This is a genomic window from Tabrizicola sp., from assembly GCF_041919135.1.
GTDB lineage: Bacteria > Pseudomonadota > Alphaproteobacteria > Rhodobacterales > Rhodobacteraceae > Tabrizicola.
In genome coordinates this window covers 77799-98189 of the sequence record NZ_JAYRUJ010000014.1, presented here as the reverse complement: position 1 = coordinate 98189, position 20391 = coordinate 77799, and the positions used below count along the sequence as shown (strand labels likewise).

Below are 20391 nucleotides of genomic sequence, written 5' to 3'. Positions count from 1 at the left end.
TATCGCGACCTGTTCTGCCCACACATGGACCTGCCGCGCGCCTTGCGGAACTGGTCAGAGGCTCGGGGCGTCCAGTTGCGGAGCCTTCGCAAAATCACGCATGAGCGCGGCGGTCGGTCGCAGAAGGTGCTTTTCGGCCTTCATGACGGTTATGCCGTTGAAAGCGTTCTGATCCGTCGTCACGACGGACACACCGCCTGTATTTCGTCACAGGTTGGATGTGCCTTCGCCTGCCAGTTCTGCGCTTCCGGCCAAGCCGGCCTCAAGCGCAACCTTTCGGCGGGCGAGATTGTCGAACAGGTCGTTCAACTCGGGCCGAAGGTCAACCGGATCGTGTTCATGGGCATCGGCGAGCCTTTGAACAACTACGAGCAGGTGATGAAGGCGATTCGTATCCTGCGCGACCGGCGAGGGATGAATTTTCCCACCACGGGAATCACGCTTTCGACCATCGGCATACCGAAGGCTCTAGCGCAATTGCGAGAAGAGCATCTGGCGATCAATCTGACTATATCGCTGCATGCGACGACGCAGGAAGTTCGCGACCGTCTCATCCCCGGATCGCGTAAGCACGACATCAAGGAGGTCATCGCGCGCGCTTCGTCATGGGCGGAACGGCACAACCGGATCGTCACCTTTGTCTATCTGGTCCTCCCCGGCATCAACGACACGCTTGCTGATGCGAAACGGCTTGCCGGTCTCATGAACAAGCGAAGGGCGCGTGTGAACCTTATGCGCTGGAATCCTGTCGATGGCATCGCGCTTGATCGAACCGGCGACCGCAGCCTCGGACTTTTCCGTGAAGTGCTGGATCGCGCCGGTGTGCCGGTCGTGGTGCGGGATACACAGGGGCGGGATATTTCGGCGGCATGCGGTCAGCTCTGGTTGCGCGATCTGCGCGGAATCCCGGTCGAAAAACGCGGAGCCACAAAAAAGGCCGCCTAGCGGGAGCTTAGGATGCGGCGTTCGAAAAGACATGCGAACGATGCCTTCCGATCAAGTGAAACGCTGCTCGGGTCGCGCATACCTCTCTTGTCGCTGATCCAGACGCTTGCGGTCGCTGAATATCTCAACTTCCGCCACGCAGCGAACGCACTCGGGGTTGCACAATCCAGCGTCAGCGCCCGCGTGAAGGCGCTGGAAGAAGACCTTGGCATCCTCCTGTTCGAGCGTCGTGCGCGTGGCGTTCGGTTGACCGAAGCCGGACGCCACTTCGTCGAGCGGATCGCAGCCGGCGTCGATCAACTCGACCATGCGGTGAAGACCGCAGGCATGGCGGCGACGGGGGAATGGGGCCGCCTGCGCATCGGCGTCCATGCCTTGATTCCGCGCAGCTTCCTCGCCGATCTGATCGGGCAGTATCGGGAAAACCATCCCGGCATCGAGGTCGAAATCACCGAAGGCACGGCCCGCGATGCGGTCATGCAGCTTCGTGCCGACCGGCTGGACGTGGCGTTCGTCGCTGGCACACCAGAGCTGCCCGACTGCCATACACGGCCGGTCTGGACTGAATCGCTGGTAGCGGTGCTACCGGATAGGCATCGTCTTGCCGGGCAGCCGGCAATCACTTGGGCCGATCTGGTCGGCGAAACCTTCCTTGTCCGCTATGGTGGCACTGGCCCGCAGGTTCATGACCATATCGTGCTGCGCCTTGCCGGGCGCTGGCCCGCGCCTTCGATACTGCGCTTCGACGTAGGACGTGGCACGCTACTATCCATGGTCGGACAGGGATTCGGCATTACCATCGTCGGGGCAGCGACGGCACTGCTGCCGACTGCCGGCATCACCTTCCTGCCTTTCGCCGATGAGCCAGAGCCGGTTGCCTTTACCGCCGTCTGGTCGCCGTTCAATCGAAGCGCCGCGCTCCGTGATCTGCTCTCTCTCGCAAAAGAAATGGGTCGGCTGATCCGCGTCGACTGAACCTCTGCCCGTTCCAGCCAACCGCCAAAGCAAGGCATAGGGGTTTCATACGGCCAAGAATGACGGGAACGTCAACAGCGGGGGATTGGGTGGCTACGAGCCAGCGATACGGCATTGCGAGGCAACAGCTGATCGTATAAGTGATAGCTAGTCAAATTTGTGATCGTGGAGTGGTCAGCATGGGAAATCCAAAGTCAGCAGACAAGTAAGCCGCAACAGCAAAATTGTTGTTGCGGCGCTCTGTGAGACCAATCCCATGTGATTGCTGATGTGCAGACGCCGCCCGAGATTTCTTAATCGAGCGGTTGACTTATCATGACCATCACACGCCCTGCATGGGCCTATACGCTGCCGGCAGCCCTACTGCTGATGGCTCCCTTCGACATCCTCGCTTCACTGGCGATGGATATTTATCTCCCCGTCGTTCCAGCGATGCCCGGCATCCTGAACACGACGCCCGCCATGATCCAACTCACGTTGAGCCTCTATATTGTGATGCTCGGTGTGGGCCAGGTGATTTTTGGTCCGCTCTCAGACCGCATCGGGCGACGGCCAATTCTACTTGCGGGCGCAACGGCTTTCGTCATTGCGTCTCTGGGAGCAGCTTGGTCTTCAACTGCACCAGCCTTTGTCGCTTTCCGTCTGCTTCAAGCAGTCGGCGCGTCGGCCATGCTGGTGGCGACGTTCGCGACGGTTCGCGACGTTTATGCCAGTCGTCCTGAGGGTGTCGTCATCTACGGCCTTTTCAGTTCGATGCTGGCGTTCGTACCTGCGCTCGGCCCTATCGCCGGAGCGTTGATCGGCGAGTTCTTGGGATGGCAGGCGATATTCATTGCTTTGGCTATACTGGCGATGCTCGCACTCCTAAATGCGGGTTTCAGGTGGCACGAAACCCGCCCTCTGGATCAAGCGAAGACGCGCCGATCTGTTTTGCCGATCTTCGCGAGTCCGGCTTTTTGGGTTTACACCATCGGCTTTAGCGCCGGTATGGGCACCTTCTTCGTCTTCTTCTCGACGGCTCCCCGTGTGCTCATAGGCCAAGCGGAATATTCCGAGATCGGATTCAGCTTTGCCTTCGCCACTGTCGCGCTTGTAATGATCGTGACAACTCGTTTCGCGAAGTCCTTTGTCACCAGATGGGGCATCGCGGATTAAATCTGTTGAGCAATCATCTCCTTTCGGGGCGAGTGCCAATGATGACCTTAGTTCACACTCTCGCTGTCGCCGAATATCTCAACTTCCGTCACGCCGCCAACGCGCTCGGCGTTGCACAGTCCAGCGTCAGCGCCCGCGTGAAGGCACTGGAAGAAGACCTCGGCATCCTCTTGTTCGAGCGTCATGCGCGCGGCGTTCGGCTGACCGAGGCCGGACGCCATTTCGTCGAGCGGATAGCCGTAGGTATTGACCAACTCGACCATGCGGTGAAAACCGCCGGCATGGCGGCAGCCGGAGAAAGCGGCCGGCTTCGTATCGGTATCCATGCCCTGATTCCGCATAGCTTCCTCGCAAAGCTGATCGGCCAATACCGCAAGGATTACCCCGATGTTGAAGTCGAGATCGCCGAAGGCCCGGCCCGTGAAGCGGTGGTGCAGCTTCGCGCCGGCAGGTTGGACGTGGCGTTCGTCGCGGGCACGCCCCAACCACCCGACTGCCATTCCCGTCGCACATGGACCGAACCGCTCTTGGCGGTGCTACCGGAACGGCATCCGCTCGCCAAGCGGTCAGCCGTCACATGGCCCGATTTGGCAGGCGAGACGTTCCTTGTCCGGCATGGCGGCACTGGACCGCAGGTTCATAGCCATATCGTGCTACGCCATGCCGAGCGCTGGCCTGCGCCGTCGATCCTGCGCTTCGACGTGGGGCGTGGCACCCTTTTGTCTTTGGTCGGACAGGGCTTTGGCATCACCATCGTCGGCGCGGCCACGGCGCTGTTGCCGACAAACGGCATTGTCTTTTTGCCCTTCACCGACGAGCCGGAGCCGGTCGCCTTCTCGGCTGTCTGGTCGCCGTCCAATCGCAGCGCGGCGCTTCGCAACCTGCTCAGCCTCGCCAACGACATGGGCCGGAAGGTCTGCACGGACTACCGTTCGATACTACCACGGATAGCGAAGGCGTGAGCGACAAGTCCAACGGCACCGTACAATTATCCAGCAGCCAGTTCGCTGTGGTTGAAAAGAGCCATAAATGCACCCTTGTCCCGTGGCGGCCGGTCATCAACCGCCAGCTCAGCAGCGAGGTCTGCGCGGGCAGATAGGACCGGCGCTATAGGATCAATGCTCTATTCGACCTTCCTCTCAAAAGCGTTATCTGACCATCGTTGCGTAGCGAACCGAAGTGTTTGCGGAAGCACAGTCCGGGACTGTTACTGCCATCGCCGGAAAGCGACACTTGCATTAACACCGCCAAAGCCGAATCCGTTGGAAATGGCATGTTCCATGAGAATGGGCCGCGCAGATTGGCGAACGAGGTCGATACCAGCGGCAACAGGATCGGGGGTTTCTAAATTTCTCGTTGGGGGAGCAATTTGATCGCGCAAAGCGAGCACCGTGAAGATTGCCTCAATACCGCCTGCGGCACCAAGTAGGTGCCCCGTAGCCGATTTCGTGGCGCTTACGACCACATCATGATTGCCGAACACGGATTGTATCGCGGCAATTTCTCCTCGATCTCCTACGGGGGTGGAGGTGGAATGTGCGTTCAAATGTTGAATATCGATTGGTTTCAACCCAGCACTGTGGAGTGCAATTCCCATCGCACGGGCCGCGCCTCGGCCGTCATCTGGACCGGCAGTCATATGATGTGCATCGGCGCTTGTGCCGTATCCCACCAATTCCGCTATGGGCTTGGCACCCCGAGCGAGGGCATGTTCTAATTCCTCTATGACGATCAGACCCGCCCCTTCAGACATTACGAAACCATCGCGCCCGGTGTCGAACGGCCTCGACGCCAGTTCCGGGGTAGTATTGTAGCCGGTGGATAGTGCTCGCGCGGCAGCAAATGCCCCAAGACTAACCTTATCAATGCATGCTTCTGCCCCGCCGCACAGAGCGATGTCGGCCTCGTTAGAGCGTATCAGCCGCGCGGCGTCGCCGATGGCTTGAACGCTGGCAGCGCAGGCGGTTACAGGCGTGCCAATAGGACCTGTAAATCCATGCCTGATGGTAACATGTCCTGCCGCGAGATTGGCCAGAAACGATGGCACGGTAAAGGGTGATAGCCTCCGTGCTCCCCGTGTATCCGTTATACGAACTGCTGAAGCAATTGCAGGAAATCCGCCTATACCAGAGGCAATAATTGTCGCCGTGCGCTCACGTTCGTAGTCGCACGTAGGATGCCATCCCGCCGTTTCAAGAGCCTCCATCGCGGCCGCTAGTGCGAACAGAATGAAGCGATCCATTTTTCGTTGATCCTTTGTGTCAACGATCACATCGGGATCGAAACCGGCTTCGGAATCTTCAATCAGGCTGGGAACGAGTCCTCCGATTTTCACCGGCAGGTCGCTGGAGATTTCATCGGGCAAACTCCTAATTCCTGATTTTCCTTCCAAGAGCCTTTTCCAGCTTGTTTCGGTCCCGGAACCAAGAGGGCCCACCAGACCCATGCCGGTTATAACAATTCGACGCATTTGATTATTCCGCTTTTTCTGAGTTTACCCGCTTCACACGGTTTATGACGCGCATCGTTTCTTCCGTCGCCGCTGGGCCTGCTAGAAGAACCGTGTTTTCAGGAGTGATTTTTTCTCCAGTATCCGCATCGACTATGATGGCGTTTCGTTCCCTACCGGTTTCCCTGTCGCCAAGGCGCATGGCTATTTCATTGGGCGCAAGATTCCGGTTTCCCCATGCGAACAGGGCGATTGCTACCGGATAGAAATCTCGCCCCTTGTCGGTAAGGACGTATTCAAATCGAGGCGGATGATCATTGTATCGTTGCCTTTCAAACAACCCTTCGGCTGTGAGATGTTTCAATCGCCTCGCCAAAATGTTCGTGGAAATACCGAGATTCTTCTCGAATTCATCGAATTTGCTCAACCCTTGGAAGGCGTCCCGCAGGATCAGGATGCTCCACCAGTCACCGACGCTTTCCAGCGCTCGGGCTGCGGGACATTCGGATGATAGAAAGCTTGTTCGTTGCATGGCACATCCATAATGGCGTTACTTCCATTATGCAAGTTACCTATGTGACAGCGGCGACATGACGCGAGGGCTATCCGAGGCATCCATTGCGGCGATTCGCCCGACCAGTTGAGCAGCGGCGATCACCCGGCCGGATGGCGGTGAATGCAACCCGTCCTATTTGCCGCCGATAGTATCCGGCAGCCCTCTCGCATCCGCTTTCCTGTTGCCTGTCCCGATTTTGCCTACTCTCTGATCGGCTCCGTCTCTTTTGCCGACTGGAGCCTGCATTGCGCGGAGGCCGAATCCTTTGGAGTCAGATCGCCGTAGTCTTCACCATCGTCTTGGTGATGACGTGGGCGGCGACGCAATGGGTAGCGTTTCGTCTCGGCTTCCAGCCCCAGCTTGGCAATCCGTGGTTCGAGCTGGTTGGCCTGCCGGTCTATTATCCGCCGGCCTTCTTTTGGTGGTGGTTTTCGTTCGACGCCTACGCGCCCGCGATCTTCGTCGAGGGCGGCATCATCGCCGTATCGGGCGGTTTCCTCGCCATCGCCGCCGCCATCCTCATGTCGATCATCCGGGCACGGGAGGCGCGCAACGTCGCCACCTATGGTTCGGCGCGATGGGCAGAGGATAGGGAAATCCGCACCGCCGGCCTGCTCGGTCCCGATGGCGTCCTGCTCGGCCGATACAACCGGGACTACCTGCGCCATGATGGCCCGGAGCATGTCCTATGCTTCGCCCCGACGCGCAGCGGCAAAGGTGTCGGGCTGGTGGTGCCGACGCTGCTGACATGGTCCGCATCCGCCATCGTCCACGACATAAAAGGCGAAAACTGGACGCTGACAGCGGGCTTCCGCGCGAAGCATGGCCGCGTGCTGCTGTTCGATCCAACCAACGCCAGATCGTCGGCCTACAACCCGCTGCTGGAGGTCCGGCAAGGGGAATGGGAAGTCCGCGACGTGCAGAACATCGCGGATATTCTGGTCGATCCCGAAGGCAGCTTGGACAAAAGGAACCATTGGGAAAAGACCAGTCATTCGCTGCTGGTCGGCGCGATCCTGCATATCCTCTATGCGGAGAAGGACAAGACCTTGGCGGGCGTTGCCAACTTCCTGTCCGATCCGCGTCGCCCGGTCGAGGCGACCTTGCGCGCCATGATGGATACGCCGCATCTCGGCGAGGCTGGCGTTCATCCCGTCATCGCGTCGTCGGCCCGCGAGCTGCTGAACAAGAGCGAGAACGAGCGCAGCGGCGTCCTTTCCACAGCCATGTCATTTCTCGGCCTCTACCGCGATCCCGTGGTGGCGCAGGTGACGGCACGATGCGACTGGCGCATTGCCGATCTGGTCGGCAGCCGCCGGCCCGTCACGCTCTATCTGGTCGTGCCGCCGTCCGACATAAACCGCACCAAGCCGCTTATCCGCCTGATCCTCAACCAGATCGGCAGGCGGTTGACCGAGGAACTGACCACCTCCGGCAAGCGCCATCGCCTGCTGTTGATGCTGGACGAGTTTCCGGCGCTCGGCCGGCTCGACTTCTTTGAATCGGCGCTCGCCTTCATGGCGGGGTATGGAATCAAAGGCTTCCTGATCGCGCAGAGCCTCAACCAGATCGAGCGCGCCTATGGGCCGAACAACGCCATCCTCGACAACTGCCACGTCCGCGTCAGCTTCGCCACGAATGACGAGCGGACGGCCAAGCGGGTGAGCGACGCGCTTGGCACCGCGACCGAGTTGCGCGATTCCACCAACTACGCCGGCCATCGCCTTGCACCGTGGTTAGGTCACTTGATGGTTTCACGGCAGGAGACGGCTCGGCCGCTGCTCACGCCGGGCGAGATCATGCAGCTTCCGCCAACCGACGAAATCGTCATGGTCGCGGGCACGCCGCCGATCCGCGCAACCAAGGCCCGCTATTTCGAGGATGCGCGGTTTCAGGAACGCATCCTGACCCCGCCCGATCTGGTCGCCGCTCCGCTGGCGCCCAGCCCATCCGCCGATGACTGGTCCGGCCGCGTGGTCGCGGCGGGAAGCCGTTCCGCAACGGTCGCCGCAGATGCGACCGAGGGCGATCCGGCCAACGCCGGCATTCGCCGCGAGCCGGAATTGCCCGAGCATGAGGAAATCGTCACCCCGCCGCCATCCCCCGAACAGGAGTTCGACATTCTGGACGACGAGCCGGATGTTGACGCGGCCAAGGCCCGCACTATCCGCCAGCGCATGAGGATGGTGGCGCGGCAGGTGGCGATGAACCCCGATGATGGAATCGAGCTTTGAGGACACGCCTATGACCACACGCACCCGCCTGAATCTCTATTTCGACCCAGCGCTCATCCCGCAGATCGAGGCGATGGCGCTGCGCCGCTCGGCGGCGCTGCGCCGCAATGTCTCGAAATCCGCCATCGTGGAGGCGGCGGTCATGTCCTACCTGTCCGGCGATGCCGACGACCAGCTTGAAGCCGCCATGTCTCGCCGCTTGGATAAACTCGGCCGCCAGATCGACACGCTCGACCTAGATCTCGCCGTCCTCGGCGAGACGGTCGCGCAGTTCATCCATTTCTGGATGACCCTCACGCCGCCGCTTTCAGGAGCCGCGCAATCTGCTGCCCGCGCGAAAGGTGCGGAACGGTTTGAAGGATTCATGCAGAATCTCGGCCGGCGTCTGGCGACGGGCGACAGGTTCTTGAAGGAGATTACGAGAGATGTTGGGCCTGAAGAAGGTCTTCCGGGGTTGAACAATCATCCAACGCAGGAGCGCTGATGAAGATTATTGCACCGACTATAGTCGCTATGCGCGGCGCTAGGTTCGCCTACTTCTCTCCGTCAACGCATCAATGTTATCTAGAGCTTCCGAATTGCTGAACTACCTCTCCGGTTATCCACGCGCTATCAGGCATCAGATCAAAGTGATTTCGCCCAGGGCGTTCGAGATACCGTGCTGATGGGAAATGTGCGACGGCGGCGGCTGTTGCATTCCGAAAAAAGCACTTTTCGCCTGCATAAAGTAAAACTGGCGCAGTGAACGACTCAGAAGCCGCACCCAAGGGCGGCCATTCAGCTTCAGCGGTGCGTAATGCATGAAGTGCGTTGGTGTTGACGCGAGCAAGACGGGTGGCCATGCCGTCCGGCACATCGAACATTTGCATCCAAACAGCAAGCCAAGCTTGTGCTCCACTGGAAAATGTTTCGGCAACCATATCTGTCGCCAAATCGACTTCAGAGTGAAGCTCGAACCCCCCAAGAATCAATCCTCGATAAGCCTCTGGATTTTGAACGGCGGCAGCGAGCGCTATTTTTGCGCCGAGCGAGTATCCCCAGACTAATGGATTTACTAGATCTAGGGTGTTGATTACCGTTTCAATGTCAGAAGCCATTTTGGGCAATGCGTAAGAGGACGAATTCGTGGGGCATGTGCTTAGCCCGTGCCCGCGAGGTTCGACACATACGACATGAAATTCCTTAGCCAATCCTGAGATGTAGCCAAGTTCTAACCAGTCCTCACAGGTCATGCTGATGCCAAAGATCAGGACAAGAGGCAGGTTCGTTTCATCACCAAACGTCTCATACCTCACGAGAACGTCGTCATTTTTAACATAGGGCATGACCATCAATAACGTGCGACAAGCCTGATCGCAACTTCGGTAGCAAAAAGGAGAGGTGGAAAGGCAGCAGAATCTCGGCCGGCGTCTGGCGACCGGCGACAGGTTCCTCAAAGAGCTGTCGCGCGACCTCGACTCACTTCCCGACGATCCGTTGCCGGACGAATCCGAGAGCAACGGCGATCAAGAATAAGTATTCGGACCCGTCCTATTTACCGCCGATGGCCGCCGATTGCCGCCGCCGCTTAGATACTTGTTGAACCGGCCCAATTCCGGGCTTTCTTAATCGACCCCGATCCGGGGACCGCCTGTTGCGCCCCGCCAGAAGCCGGGGCCGACATGACCACCAACCACCACAGACAGGAAGCGATCCAGCGCGGCGCGCGCATGTTGCGCACCGCGCTCGGCCCCGCCATTGCCCGGCTGCTCGAAGACCCGGCCGTGGTCGAGGTAATGTTGAACCCGGACGGTCGCCTTTGGGTGGACCGGCTGTCCGAAGGGCTTTCCGACACGGGCGAACGCCTGTCCGCCGCCGATGGCGAACGCATCGTGCGGCTGGTCGCGCATCATGTCGGCGCAGAGGTTCATGCCCGCAGCCCCCGCGTCTCGGCAGAGCTGCCCGAGAGCGGGGAACGGTTCGAGGGCCTTTTGCCGCCCGTGGTCGCCGCGCCGGCCTTCGCCATCCGTAAACCTGCCGTCGCGGTGTTCACGCTCGACGACTATGTGGCCGCCGGCATCATGTCTGCCGATCAGGCGGAAACGCTGCGCGAAGCCGTCGCAGCCCGCGCCAATATCTTGGTGGCGGGCGGCACTTCCACCGGCAAGACCACGCTCACCAATGCCCTTTTGGCGGAGGTCGCCAAGGGCGCGGATCGTGTCGTCATCATCGAAGACACCCGCGAGCTGCAATGTGCCGCGCCCAATCTGGTGGCGCTGCGCACCAAGGATGGCGTCGCCAGCCTGTCGGACCTTGTGCGGTCCTCGCTGCGCCTGCGCCCCGACCGCATCCCGATTGGGGAGGTGCGCGGATCGGAAGCCCTCGACCTGCTCAAAGCATGGGGCACGGGCCATCCCGGCGGGATCGGCACCATTCACGCCGGCACCGGCATCGGCGCGCTTCGTCGCCTTGAACAGCTCATCCAAGAGGCTGTCGTCACGGTCCCGCGTGCGCTGATCGCCGAGACTATCGACCTTGTTGCCGTCCTTTCCGGGCGCGGTTCCGCGCGCCGGCTGGCCGAGCTTGCCCGCGTCGAGGGGCTGGGGCCGGACGGCGACTACCGCATCACGCATCCCATCCCTTCGGCAATCCCCACCAGCACAGGAGAATCTTCATGATCCGCACCCTTACGCGCGGCTATCGCTTCGCCACGACCGCCGCATCTGCCCTTGCCATCAGCCTCATGCTTGCCCCGGCCGCCCATGCGTCCGGTTCGTCGATGCCATGGGAACAGCCCTTGCAGCAAATCCTCCAGTCCATCGAGGGGCCGGTCGCCAAGATCATCGCCGTCATCATCATCATCGTGACGGGCCTGACCCTCGCGTTCGGCGATACCAGCGGCGGCTTCCGTCGCCTGATCCAGATCGTTTTCGGCCTGTCCATCGCGTTCGCCGCATCGAGCTTCTTCCTGTCTTTCTTCTCGTTCGGCGGCGGGGCGCTCGTTTGATGGCGGGCGGCCTCGAACTGCTCGACGCGGTGCCGGGCTTCACGGTCCCGGTCCACCGGGCGCTGACCGAGCATATTTTGCTCGGCGGCGCACCGCGCTCCATCGCCATCATGAACGGAACGCTGGCCGGAGCCGTGGGCCTCGGTTTGCGCCTCTGGCTGGTCGGCATCGCCATTTGGGCAATCGGCCATTTCGCAGCCGTATGGGCGGCGAAGCGCGATCCCCAATTCGTCGAGGTCGGGCGTAGGCATCTGCGCGTCCCCGGCCATCTGGCGGTGTGAGGGCGCGGCCATGATGAACCTTTCCGAATATCGCCGCACCGCCGCCCGGCTCGCCGACTATTTGCCATGGGCCGCATTGCTCGGCTCCGGCGTCGTCTTGAACAAGGACGGCAGTTTTCAGAGGACCGCGAAGTTTCGCGGTCCCGATCTGGATTCCGCCGTCGCGGCCGAGCTGGTCGCCGTCGCCGGCCGCATCAATAACGCCGTGCGCCGCCTCGGCTCCGGCTGGAGCATCTTTGTTGAGGCGCAGCGCAGCGAGGCCGCGACCTATCCCGACAGCACCTTTCCCGATGCGGCATCGGCGCTGGTCGATGCCGAGCGCAAAGCCGGGTTCGAGGAAGCAGGCACGCATTTCGTGTCGGGCTATTTCCTGACCTTCCTCTGGCTGCCCCCGGCCGAGGAAGCCGCCCGCGCCGAAACATGGCTCTACGAGGGCCGCGAGAAAACCGGCGTGGACCCGTGGGAGCTGCTGCGCGGCTTCATCGACCGCACCGACCGCGTGTTGGCTTTGCTCGACGGCTTCATGCCCGAGTGCCGTTGGATGGATGATGGCGCGACGCTGACCTATCTCCACTCCACCATCTCGACCAACCGGCATCGCGTGCGCGTGCCCGAGGTGCCCATGCACCTCGATGCGCTGCTCGCCGACCAGCCCTTGACCGGCGGGCTGGAGCCGCGCCTTGGGACCAAGCATCTGCGCGTGCTGACCATCGTGGGATTCCCGACCGCGACGACGCCGGGCCTGCTCGACGAAATGAACCGCCTGCCGTTCCCCTACAGGTGGAGCACGCGCGCGATCCTGCTCGACAAGACCGACGCGACGCGGCTGCTGACCCGCATCCGCCGCCAATGGTTTGCGAAGCGCAAGAGCATCGCCGCGATCTTGAAAGAGGTGATGACCAACGAGGCGTCCGCGCTGGTGGACACCGACGCGGCCAACAAGGCGCTCGACGCCGACATGGCCTTGCAGGAACTCGGCGCGGACGTGGCGGGCATGGCCTATGTCACGGCCACCGTCACCGTATGGGATGCCGACCCGCGCCTAGCCGACGAGAAGCTGCGCCTGGTCGAGAAGATCGTTCAGGGGCGCGACTTCACCGCCATGCCCGAGAGCGTCAACGCGGTTGACGCATGGCTCGGCAGCCTGCCCGGACACGCCTACGCCAATGTCCGCCAGCCGCCCATCAGCACATTGAATCTCGCCCACATGATCCCGCTGTCGGCGGTGTGGGCGGGGCCGGAACGGGACGAGCATTTCGGTGCGCCCCCTCTGCTCTTTGGAAAGACCGAAGGCTCAACCCCGTTCCGGTTGTCTTTGCATGTCGGCGACGTAGGGCACACCCTTGTCGTCGGCCCCACGGGCGCGGGCAAGAGCGTGCTGCTCGCCCTTATGGCCTTGCAGTTCCGGCGCTACGCCGGATCGCAGGTCTTCGCCTTCGACTTCGGCGGCAGCATCCGCGCCGCCGCGCTCGCCATGGGCGGCGACTGGCACGACCTTGGTGGCGGGCTGACAGAAGGGGCCGAGGCGTCCGTCTCGCTCCAGCCGCTCGCCCGCATCCACGACACCTATGAACGCGCATGGGCGGCGGACTGGATCGCCGCCATCCTCATGCGGGAAGGCATCGCCATCACGCCCGAGGTCAAAGAGTATCTTTGGACGGCGCTGACTTCGCTGGCCTCGGCCCCGGTCGAGGAACGCACCATCACCGGCCTTGCGGTGCTGCTGCAATCCAACGATCTGAAACAGGCGCTCCGGCCGTTCTGCGTCGGCGGTGCCTATGGCCGGCTGCTCGACGCCGAAGCCGAACATCTCGGCTCGGCGGATGTGCAGGCGTTCGAGATCGAGGGCCTTGTCGGGACTGGAGCGGCCCCGGCCGTGCTGTCCTACCTGTTCCACCGCATCGGCGACCGGCTCGACGGGCGGCCGACGCTTCTCATCATAGATGAAGGCTGGCTTGCGCTGGACGACGAGGGTTTCGCCGGCCAGCTCCGCGAATGGCTGAAAACGCTCCGCAAAAAGAACGCCAGCGTCATCTTCGCCACGCAAAGCCTGTCCGACATTGACGGCAGCAACATCGCGCCCGCGATCATCGAGAGCTGCCCGACGCGGCTTCTGCTGCCGAACGAGCGCGCCATCGAGCCGCAGATTACCGAGATTTACCGGCGTTTCGGGTTGAATGACCGGCAGATCGAAATCCTCGCACGGGCCACGCCCAAGCGCGACTACTACTGCCAGTCGAGGCGCGGCAATCGCCTGTTCGAGCTTGGCCTGTCCGAAATCGGCCTCGCGCTCTGCGCCGCATCCGCCAAATCCGACCAGACGCTCATTGCACAGATCGTCGCCGAACACGGCCGCGACGGCTTCCTCGCCGCATGGCTACGCGCGCGCGGCGTCGAGTGGGCGGCCGAGCTGATCCCCAACCTCACCAATCTTGCCGACCGGCCGGAATCCGCCGCGCCGGCCCGGCTCGATACCCACCCCACACAGGAGATTCTTCCATGACCTATCCCAAGTTTGTCGGGGCTTCGGCCCTCGCGCTGGCGCTCGCAGTGCCCGTCGCGCTGTCGCCCATGCTGGCAAGCCCGGCCCATGCGCAATTCGGTTTCGGCCGGATCGTCTATGACCCGAGCAACTACGCGCAAAACCTGCTCACGGCAGCGCGCACGCTGGAGCAGATCAACAACCAGATCACCAGCCTCCAGAACGAGGCGCAGATGCTCATCAATCAGGCCCGCAATCTGGCGAGCCTGCCGTATTCGTCGCTCCAGCAGCTCCAGCAGAACGTGAGCCGGACGCAGCAGCTTCTTAGCCAAGCGCAGAACATCGCGTTCGAGGTCGGGCAGATCGACCAAGCGTTTCAACAGCAATACGGCAACGTCTCGCTTTCGACGACCGACGCCCAGCTTGTCGCCGATGCGCGCAGCCGGTGGGAGAACACGGTCGGCGGCTTGCAGGACGCAATGCGCGTGCAGGCGGGTGCGGTCGGCAACATCGACAGCAACCGCGCCGAGATGGCCGCGCTTGTCGGCCAGAGCCAAGGCGCGACCGGCGCGCTGCAAGCCACGCAGGCCGGCAACCAGCTTCTCGCGCTCCAGTCACAGCAGCTTTCCGATCTGATCGCGGTCATCTCGGCGAACGGCCGCGCCGACGCGCTGACCGAAGCCGAGCGCGCGACCGCCGCCGAACAGGGCCGCATCCAGCGCGAGCGTTTCCTGACGCCCGGCAGCGGCTATCAGCCGGGTAACGCGCAGATGTTCAACAACGGCAACAACTGACCGGGAGGCTCGCCATGGACGGCAAGATGCTGGTCCGGCTCGGGGCCGTGGTGTTCGTTGCGATTGCCTTGACAGTGACCGCAATCGACATGACGCGGAAGGACGAGCCTTCCGCGTCACGGCCGGCATCGGCCCTCCAGCCCCCGGCCGATCCCCTGCGCGAAACCCTGCGCCGTTGCCAGCAACTCGGCGAGGCGGCGGCGAGCGACACCGACTGCCTCGCCGCATGGGCTGAATCCCGCGACCGCTTCCTCGGCCGTGACCGCAGCGAGGCGCGCTGACCATGGGAAACACGGGCGTCATCGACAATTTCCTCGGCGTATTCACGCGCTACATCGACAGCGGGTTCGGGCTGTTGTCTGGCGAAGTCGCCTTCATCGCTACCACCCTGATCGTCATCGACGTGACGCTTGCCGCGCTCTTTTGGGCATGGGGCGCAGATGACGACATCATCGCTCGGCTGGTGAAGAAGACCCTTTTCGTGGGCGTCTTCGCCTACATCATCGGCAATTGGAACAACCTCGCCCGGATCGTCTTCGAGAGCTTCGCCGGCCTCGGTCTCATGGCGTCGGGCACCGGCTTTTCTGTCACCGGTCTGACGCGGCCGGGCCGCGTAGCGCAGACCGGCCTCGACGCCGGCCGCCCGCTGCTCGACTCCATTTCCGACCTGATGGGCTGGATCGCCTTCTTCGAGAACTTCATCCAGATCGCGTGCCTGCTGTTCGCATGGGCGCTCGTGGTGTTGGCCTTCTTCATCCTCGCCATCCAGCTTTTCGTGACCCTCATCGAGTTCAAGCTGACCACGCTTGCCGGCTTCGTCCTCATCCCCTTCGGCCTGTTCGGCAAGACCGCCTTCATGGCCGAGAAGGTCTTGGGCAACGTGGTGTCCTCCGGCATCAAGGTTCTGGTGCTCGCCGTCATCATCGGTATCGGCAGCACCTTGTTTTCGCAATTCACGGCCGGTTTCGGCGGGGCGACCCCGACCATCGACGACGCCATGGCGATTGTGCTGGCAGCTCTGTCGCTGCTCGGCCTCGGCATCTTCGGCCCCGGCATAGCAAACGGCATCGTTTCGGGCGGCCCGCAGCTCGGCGCGGGTGCTGCCGTGGGAACCGGGCTTGCGGTCGCAGGTGCAGCCGTCGCCGCTGGCGGCGGGGCCATGCTCGCCGCCAAAGGTGGTGCCGCTGCCCTGTCCGGCGGGGCCGCGGCCGTCCGCGGCGGCGCGGCCACCGCGGGCGCGGCGACCGCCGCCTATAGCGTCGGATCGCTTGGCCAGTCCGGCGCGGCAGGCGTCGCCTCCGGTCTCGGCGGCGTCGGCCGCGCAGCAGGTTCGGCCGCCATCTCACCCCTCAAACGCGCCGCCGCGCGGGCCAGCGAATCCGTCAAATCCAGCTTCTCCGAAGGTTCGAAGGCCGGATTCGGCGCAAGCGGCGGCAGCTCCACCATGGGAACGGTCGGCGGGAGCGATGCTGCGCCCGCATCGCCGGCACCATCCGCCGGTCCTCCGGCCTGGGCGCAGCGCATGCAGCGTTCGCAAGCCCTCAACCACGGCACGACCATGGCCGCCCATGCGGTGCGCTCCGGCGACAGCCACGGCTCCGGTTCCTCCATCAATCTTTCCGAAAGTGACCGCTCATGAGCATCTTCAAACGACCAGCAACTCATTACGGCAAGACGCCGGAACCCGAGACGCCTTATCAGCGCGCCGCGCAAGTGTGGGACGAGCGTATCGGCTCGGCCCGCGTGCAGGCGCGGAACTGGCGGCTCATGGCCTTCGGCTCGCTGATCCTCTCGGCCGGCTTCGCCTCTGCGCTGGTCTGGCAGTCCGCGCGTGGGACCGTGGTGCCTTGGGTCGTGCAGGTGGACAATCTCGGTCAGGCGCAGACCGTCGCGCCAGCCAATGCCGACTATCGCCCGACCGATCCGCAGATTGCTTTCCATCTCGGCCGCTTCATCGAACAGGTCCGCGCGATCCCGGCCGACGCGATCATCGTCCGCCAGAACTGGCTTCGCGCCTATGAATGGACCACGGATCGCGGCGCGGCGGCATTGAACGATTACGCCCGCGCCAATGACCCTTTCACCAAGGTCGGCCGCCAACAGGTCGCCGTCGAGGTGTCCAGCGTCATCCGGGCCTCGCCCAACAGCTTCCGCGTCGCGTGGACGGAAAGGCATTTCGAGAACGGCCAGCTTTCCACCACGGAACGATGGACGGCCATCCTCACTATCGTCATCCAGCCGCCGCGCGACGCCGAGCGCCTGCGCGCCAATCCGCTGGGAATCTACGTCAATGCAATTTCGTGGTCGCGGGAGATGAGCCAATGAAAACGTCAGCTTGCATCAATCACCTCGCTGATCTTTCCCTTGGAGATCATGAAGAACGAGGTGCCCGCTATCTCGATCTTCTGCCCAGCCTTCCAGCCGTTGGGCAGGTCGGCCTTGACCTTGGCGCGATAGCCGATGCGCACCGCTGCACGGTCCTCAATGGCGATGCAGTCGAGAATTGTCTGTTCTCTTTCCGCAAACAATTCAACACCCTGTTCCGCCAACGCGCGAAATGCCTCAATCCCATGCGTCTCGTTCGTCACTTCTCCGTTCGATCTGTTGATAAACCGAACGTCGCCCGACAGGCAGTCGAGCATCGCCTGAACATTCATCGTGTTGTAGGCGTCGATATACCGGGCAACAATCGTCGGGACAGTATCCATCCTGTCAGTTCCTCACTACTAATCCTAAAGCCGCTATCGTATGCTATTTTTGTGACGGTCGTGGCAATCGCTTTGACCGGCTGCGCCACCAATCGGATGCCGCAATTCAGCTATGACGCCAGCGTTCCGCCGCTGCCGACCGTGCAGGCGGCAGCAGTCGACAACACGCCCCGGCCGCTGCATGTGCCCCCGGCATGGACCGTGGCGCGGGGCGGTACGGCTGCCGGCACGCCGACCGGCCGCGTCGAGAACGCCAATGCAGCCGCCCGCGTCGAGCCGCGCCGCGAAGGCTACTACAACGCCATCCAGATATATCCGTGGTCGGAAGGCGCGCTCTATCAGGTCTATGCCGCAGTCGGGCAGATCACGACGATCGCGCTGGAGCCGGGCGAGAGCCTGACCGGCGCGGGGCCAATCGCGGCGGGCGACACCGCCCGCTGGATCATCGGCGACACGGAATCCGGTTCGGGCGCGAACCGCCGCGTCCATATCCTCGTGAAGCCGACGCGACCCGACATCGCCACCAACCTTGTCGTCACCACCGACCGGCGCACCTACATGATCGAGCTGCGCGCCCGGGAATCGCTCTACATGCCCGCCGTCGCCTGGGCCTATCCCGCGACGCCCGGCCAGCGCCGCACCGTTCCGACAGCCCCGATCATCCCCGCCGAGGCGGCGCGGAACTATCGCTACGCCTTGCAGGTGCAGGGCGATAGCCCGCCATGGCGGCCCGTCTCCGTCTTCGACGATGGCCGCCGCGTCTATGTCGTCTTCCCGGCCGGGATCGTGCAGGGCGAGATGCCGCCCATCTTCGTGCTTGGCGCGAACGGCGAGCCGCAGATCGTCAACAGCCGAGTCCACCAGAACGTCCTGATCGTGGACCGCCTGTTCGGCGCGGCCGAGCTGCGCCTTGGCTCTGGCAGCCGCCAGCAGGTCGTCAGGATCGTCCGCACCAACCCGACGCAGGCCGCCGACGCGCAGCCCGCCAGCGCGACCGGAGGCTCCCCGTCATGACCGACAACACCATCACCGAAACCGCAGCCCCCATGCGGCTGCGCGCCGAGCCGCCGCGCGTCACCCGCCTGTCCCGCAAGATGCTGGCGGGCGTCGGCGCGGTTGCGTTGCTCGGCATCGGCGGCGCACTCATCTATGCGCTCCAGACCCGCGACGGAGGGCCGGACGGCGGCGAACTCTACTCGACCGAGAACCGGCCCACGGCGGACGGCCTCGCCGGTCTGCCAAGCGACTATAGCGGGCCGGTGCTCGGCCCCGCGCTGCCCGGAGATTTGGGCCGTCCGATCCTCGACGCGCAGAACCGAGGGCAGCCCGTCGCACCGCCTACGATGGCGACGCCCGCCGTCGATCCCGCCGAGGAACGCCGCCGCGCCGAGGAAGAAGCCGCGCGCTTAAGCAATGTGTTCTTCCAGTCCGGCCCGCGCACGGGATCGCCGGCAGGGACGGCCATGCCCAGCCTTGCCGGTCTTGGCCTCGGCGGACAGCCCGCGACGCAGGACCGGCACGCGGCTTTCCTCAATGGACCCGTGGACCGGCAGACTGTCGCGCCGGATCGTGTCGCGCCGCCGGCATCGCCCTACATCCTTCAGGCCGGGGCCGTGATTCCGGCCGCGCTCATCACCGGCATCCGTTCGGACCTGCCGGGCCAGATCACGGCTCAAGTGACCGAGAACGTCTATGACAGCCCGACCGGGTCGCTGCTGCTGATCCCGCAGGGAACGCGCATCATCGGCCAATACGATGACGGCGTGACCTTCGGCCAGCGAAGGGTGCTCTTGGTGTGGAACCGCCTGATCCTGCCGGGCGGCCGTTCCATCGTCCTTGAGCGTCTGCCGGGTGCGGACGCTTCCGGTTACGCCGGGCTTGAGGATGGCGTGGATTACCACTGGTGGGATCTGATGAAGGCCGCAGGGCTGTCCACGCTGCTCGCAGTCGGCACGGAACTGGCGACCAGCGACGAGGACCGGCTTATCCGGGCCATCCGCGACGGGGCGCAGGATACCGTCAATCAGGCGGGGCAGCAGATCGTCCAGCGCCAGTTGCAGGTCGCACCGACGCTGACCATCCGGCCCGGCTTCCCGGTCAGGATCATCGTCACCCGCGACCTTGTATTCGAACCGGCAGGAGGTTGACCATGACCAAGCTGAAACTCGGCCCGCTGCCCGACGACAAGCCCGTGAAGATCACCGTGGAGCTGCCTGCGCCACTTCACCGCGATCTGGTCGCCTATGCCGAGGTGCTGGCCCGCGAGAGCGGCCAGCCCGCCGCCGATCCCGTCAGGCTCATCGTGCCGATGCTGGAGCGGTTCATCGCAACGGATCGCGGCTTCGCCAAGGCACGGCGAGCCGCCAACTGAGTCCCATCCCGGCAGGGGTGCCGCCAGCGCATAGGCGCAAATGCGGCACGCTACAGGCCGCCGACTGCCCTCCATGGTTCGCCTAATTCCGGGGCCTTGAGCGCCTCGGATTCCAACAGAACCAAGGAGGATTCCATGTGCGCAGAGCGCCGCCGCGCCCGGAGAGGGCGACCGCGACAGTCGATCCCCGAACCACTTCCCGACGATCTTTTCGACTACGCCGACGATCCTACGCCCGACGGCCGGACGCGAGCCGGCAACATGCCACTTCTCGGCCCGGATGGGCAGAGGATGCGTGTCACCGACGACTGGCCCGAAGACATTCCCGTCACCGAAGCCGAGATTGACGTGTTCGAGCGTTGGTTCGGCGATGTGTTCGACGAACTCTTGAACCCGAGAAAGCCGAATGACAGCTTGCAATACCTATCACAAACTGATAGGAAAAAGACGTGAGC

Annotated in this window: 21 protein-coding genes and 2 pseudogenes; 19 read left to right on the top strand and 4 right to left on the bottom strand. The window is 63.0% G+C overall.

Translation table 11 applies throughout. The features are described 5' to 3' along the window. The 5 genes and pseudogenes from rlmN to ACE3UA_RS12230 form a co-directional block, all read left to right on the top strand. A partial coding sequence (gene rlmN / locus ACE3UA_RS12250; RefSeq protein ID WP_374645451.1) for a 23S rRNA (adenine(2503)-C(2))-methyltransferase RlmN occupies window positions 1-945 on the top strand: 945 nt, incomplete at its 5' end. A 12-nt stretch (window positions 946-957) separates the two neighbouring features. Then, window positions 958-1920: a LysR family transcriptional regulator gene (locus ACE3UA_RS12245; RefSeq protein WP_029074207.1), complete on the top strand. Its 963-nt coding sequence runs from the start codon at window positions 958-960 to the stop codon at window positions 1918-1920. A 315-nt stretch (window positions 1921-2235) separates the two neighbouring features. After that, window positions 2236-3069 (top strand): annotated as a pseudogene (gene cml / locus ACE3UA_RS12240) (CmlA/FloR family chloramphenicol efflux MFS transporter); the annotation flags it as partial. A 47-nt stretch (window positions 3070-3116) separates the two neighbouring features. Next, window positions 3117-4037 (top strand): LysR family transcriptional regulator, encoded by a 921-nt coding sequence (locus ACE3UA_RS12235; RefSeq protein WP_239498451.1) that lies wholly within the window; start codon window positions 3117-3119, stop codon window positions 4035-4037. Then, a pseudogene (locus ACE3UA_RS12230) lies at window positions 3974-4159 on the top strand (DUF3363 domain-containing protein); the annotation flags it as partial. The gene ACE3UA_RS12235 and the pseudogene ACE3UA_RS12230, both read left to right, overlap by 64 nt. A gap of 123 nt (window positions 4160-4282) precedes the next feature. On the opposite strand, the gene fabF reads toward ACE3UA_RS12230, so the two are convergent. After that, window positions 4283-5545 carry a beta-ketoacyl-ACP synthase II gene (gene fabF, locus ACE3UA_RS12225; RefSeq protein ID WP_084639837.1) on the bottom strand — a complete coding sequence of 421 codons (1263 nt, stop codon included), beginning with the start codon at window positions 5543-5545 and terminating at the stop codon, window positions 4283-4285. 4 nt (window positions 5546-5549) lie between these two features. Further along, window positions 5550-6056: a helix-turn-helix domain-containing protein gene (locus ACE3UA_RS12220; RefSeq protein WP_031623797.1), complete on the bottom strand. Its 507-nt coding sequence runs from the start codon at window positions 6054-6056 to the stop codon at window positions 5550-5552. Between the two features lie 269 nt (window positions 6057-6325). Between ACE3UA_RS12220 and ACE3UA_RS12215 the strand changes: the two genes are divergently transcribed. Together ACE3UA_RS12215 and ACE3UA_RS12210 are read left to right on the top strand one after the other, a co-directional pair. Then, complete coding sequence (locus tag ACE3UA_RS12215) at window positions 6326-8314, top strand: conjugal transfer protein TraG (protein WP_271258272.1); 1989 nt, start codon at window positions 6326-6328, stop codon at window positions 8312-8314. 10 nt (window positions 8315-8324) lie between these two features. Further along, window positions 8325-8798 (top strand): CopG family transcriptional regulator, encoded by a 474-nt coding sequence (locus tag ACE3UA_RS12210; RefSeq protein ID WP_374645446.1) that lies wholly within the window; start codon window positions 8325-8327, stop codon window positions 8796-8798. Window positions 8799-8874: 76 nt separating this feature from the next. Here ACE3UA_RS12210 and ACE3UA_RS12205 read toward each other — a convergent pair whose 3' ends face one another. Continuing rightward, window positions 8875-9645 carry an alpha/beta fold hydrolase gene (locus tag ACE3UA_RS12205; protein ID WP_031623917.1) on the bottom strand — a complete coding sequence of 257 codons (771 nt, stop codon included), beginning with the start codon at window positions 9643-9645 and terminating at the stop codon, window positions 8875-8877. Window positions 9646-9975: 330 nt separating this feature from the next. Here ACE3UA_RS12205 and trbB point away from each other — a divergent pair, with 330 nt between their 5' ends. The 8 genes from trbB to trbF are packed head-to-tail and all read left to right on the top strand — an operon-like array spanning window position 9976 to window position 17182. Next, window positions 9976-10971: a P-type conjugative transfer ATPase TrbB gene (trbB, locus tag ACE3UA_RS12200; RefSeq protein ID WP_029074262.1), complete on the top strand. Its 996-nt coding sequence runs from the start codon at window positions 9976-9978 to the stop codon at window positions 10969-10971. Then, a complete protein-coding gene (locus tag ACE3UA_RS12195) occupies window positions 10968-11300 on the top strand; it encodes a TrbC/VirB2 family protein (protein ID WP_029074261.1) in 333 nt (110 codons plus the stop codon). Before trbB ends, ACE3UA_RS12195 begins: the two co-directional genes overlap by 4 nt. Continuing rightward, entirely contained in the window at window positions 11300-11581 is a 282-nt protein-coding gene (locus ACE3UA_RS12190) for a VirB3 family type IV secretion system protein (protein ID WP_029074260.1), read from the top strand. Before ACE3UA_RS12195 ends, ACE3UA_RS12190 begins: the two co-directional genes overlap by 1 nt. Window positions 11582-11591: 10 nt before the next feature. After that, window positions 11592-14084, top strand: a complete 2493-nt coding sequence (gene trbE / locus ACE3UA_RS12185; RefSeq protein ID WP_029074259.1) for a conjugal transfer protein TrbE — start codon at window positions 11592-11594, stop codon at window positions 14082-14084. Then, window positions 14081-14857 carry a P-type conjugative transfer protein TrbJ gene (gene trbJ / locus ACE3UA_RS12180; protein WP_029074258.1) on the top strand — a complete coding sequence of 259 codons (777 nt, stop codon included), beginning with the start codon at window positions 14081-14083 and terminating at the stop codon, window positions 14855-14857. The genes trbE and trbJ overlap by 4 nt, the downstream gene beginning before the upstream one ends. A 14-nt stretch (window positions 14858-14871) precedes the next feature. Then, window positions 14872-15138: a putative entry exclusion protein TrbK-alt gene (trbK-alt, locus tag ACE3UA_RS12175; RefSeq protein WP_031623918.1), complete on the top strand. Its 267-nt coding sequence runs from the start codon at window positions 14872-14874 to the stop codon at window positions 15136-15138. Window positions 15139-15140: 2 nt separating this feature from the next. Then, on the top strand, window positions 15141-16496 hold the full coding sequence (gene trbL, locus ACE3UA_RS12170; protein ID WP_029074256.1) for a P-type conjugative transfer protein TrbL: 1356 nt from the start codon (window positions 15141-15143) through the stop codon (window positions 16494-16496). Continuing rightward, window positions 16493-17182, top strand: a complete 690-nt coding sequence (gene trbF / locus ACE3UA_RS12165; protein ID WP_031623919.1) for a conjugal transfer protein TrbF — start codon at window positions 16493-16495, stop codon at window positions 17180-17182. Before trbL ends, trbF begins: the two co-directional genes overlap by 4 nt. Window positions 17183-17187: 5 nt before the next feature. Here trbF and ACE3UA_RS12160 read toward each other — a convergent pair whose 3' ends face one another. Next, window positions 17188-17565: a nuclear transport factor 2 family protein gene (locus ACE3UA_RS12160; RefSeq protein ID WP_029074878.1), complete on the bottom strand. Its 378-nt coding sequence runs from the start codon at window positions 17563-17565 to the stop codon at window positions 17188-17190. A gap of 96 nt (window positions 17566-17661) precedes the next feature. Between ACE3UA_RS12160 and trbG the strand changes: the two genes are divergently transcribed. From trbG to ACE3UA_RS12140, 4 genes are all read left to right on the top strand, one after another. After that, complete coding sequence (trbG, locus tag ACE3UA_RS12155) at window positions 17662-18579, top strand: P-type conjugative transfer protein TrbG (RefSeq protein WP_200523655.1); 918 nt, start codon at window positions 17662-17664, stop codon at window positions 18577-18579. Continuing rightward, window positions 18576-19712 (top strand): TrbI/VirB10 family protein, encoded by a 1137-nt coding sequence (locus tag ACE3UA_RS12150; RefSeq protein WP_031623920.1) that lies wholly within the window; start codon window positions 18576-18578, stop codon window positions 19710-19712. The genes trbG and ACE3UA_RS12150 overlap by 4 nt, the downstream gene beginning before the upstream one ends. Window positions 19713-19714: 2 nt before the next feature. Continuing rightward, entirely contained in the window at window positions 19715-19936 is a 222-nt protein-coding gene (locus tag ACE3UA_RS12145; protein WP_029074252.1) for a DUF2274 domain-containing protein, read from the top strand. A 135-nt stretch (window positions 19937-20071) separates the two neighbouring features. After that, window positions 20072-20389 (top strand): hypothetical protein, encoded by a 318-nt coding sequence (locus tag ACE3UA_RS12140; protein WP_029074251.1) that lies wholly within the window; start codon window positions 20072-20074, stop codon window positions 20387-20389. Window positions 20390-20391: the final 2 nt, after the last annotated feature.

Bases quoted from the DNA above. Each gene is read 5' to 3' on its own strand.
- ACE3UA_RS12160 (WP_029074878.1), bottom strand. From the start codon at position 17,565: ATGGATACTGTCCCGACGATTGTTGCCCGGTATATCGACGCCTACAAC.
- trbL (WP_029074256.1), top strand. From the start codon at position 15,141: ATGGGAAACACGGGCGTCATCGACAATTTCCTCGGCGTATTCACGCGC.
- ACE3UA_RS12140 (WP_029074251.1), top strand. From the start codon at position 20,072: ATGTGCGCAGAGCGCCGCCGCGCCCGGAGAGGGCGACCGCGACAGTCG.
- trbF (WP_031623919.1), top strand. From the start codon at position 16,493: ATGAGCATCTTCAAACGACCAGCAACTCATTACGGCAAGACGCCGGAA.
- trbG (WP_200523655.1), top strand. From the start codon at position 17,662: ATGCCGCAATTCAGCTATGACGCCAGCGTTCCGCCGCTGCCGACCGTG.
- ACE3UA_RS12210 (WP_374645446.1), top strand. From the start codon at position 8,325: ATGACCACACGCACCCGCCTGAATCTCTATTTCGACCCAGCGCTCATC.
- ACE3UA_RS12190 (WP_029074260.1), top strand. From the start codon at position 11,300: ATGGCGGGCGGCCTCGAACTGCTCGACGCGGTGCCGGGCTTCACGGTC.
- ACE3UA_RS12205 (WP_031623917.1), bottom strand. From the start codon at position 9,645: ATGGTCATGCCCTATGTTAAAAATGACGACGTTCTCGTGAGGTATGAG.
- ACE3UA_RS12220 (WP_031623797.1), bottom strand. From the start codon at position 6,056: ATGCAACGAACAAGCTTTCTATCATCCGAATGTCCCGCAGCCCGAGCG.
- trbB (WP_029074262.1), top strand. From the start codon at position 9,976: ATGACCACCAACCACCACAGACAGGAAGCGATCCAGCGCGGCGCGCGC.
- ACE3UA_RS12145 (WP_029074252.1), top strand. From the start codon at position 19,715: ATGACCAAGCTGAAACTCGGCCCGCTGCCCGACGACAAGCCCGTGAAG.
- ACE3UA_RS12235 (WP_239498451.1), top strand. From the start codon at position 3,117: ATGACCTTAGTTCACACTCTCGCTGTCGCCGAATATCTCAACTTCCGT.
- ACE3UA_RS12195 (WP_029074261.1), top strand. From the start codon at position 10,968: ATGATCCGCACCCTTACGCGCGGCTATCGCTTCGCCACGACCGCCGCA.
- trbJ (WP_029074258.1), top strand. From the start codon at position 14,081: ATGACCTATCCCAAGTTTGTCGGGGCTTCGGCCCTCGCGCTGGCGCTC.
- trbE (WP_029074259.1), top strand. From the start codon at position 11,592: ATGATGAACCTTTCCGAATATCGCCGCACCGCCGCCCGGCTCGCCGAC.
- ACE3UA_RS12245 (WP_029074207.1), top strand. From the start codon at position 958: ATGCGGCGTTCGAAAAGACATGCGAACGATGCCTTCCGATCAAGTGAA.
- fabF (WP_084639837.1), bottom strand. From the start codon at position 5,545: ATGCGTCGAATTGTTATAACCGGCATGGGTCTGGTGGGCCCTCTTGGT.
- trbK-alt (WP_031623918.1), top strand. From the start codon at position 14,872: ATGGACGGCAAGATGCTGGTCCGGCTCGGGGCCGTGGTGTTCGTTGCG.
- ACE3UA_RS12150 (WP_031623920.1), top strand. From the start codon at position 18,576: ATGACCGACAACACCATCACCGAAACCGCAGCCCCCATGCGGCTGCGC.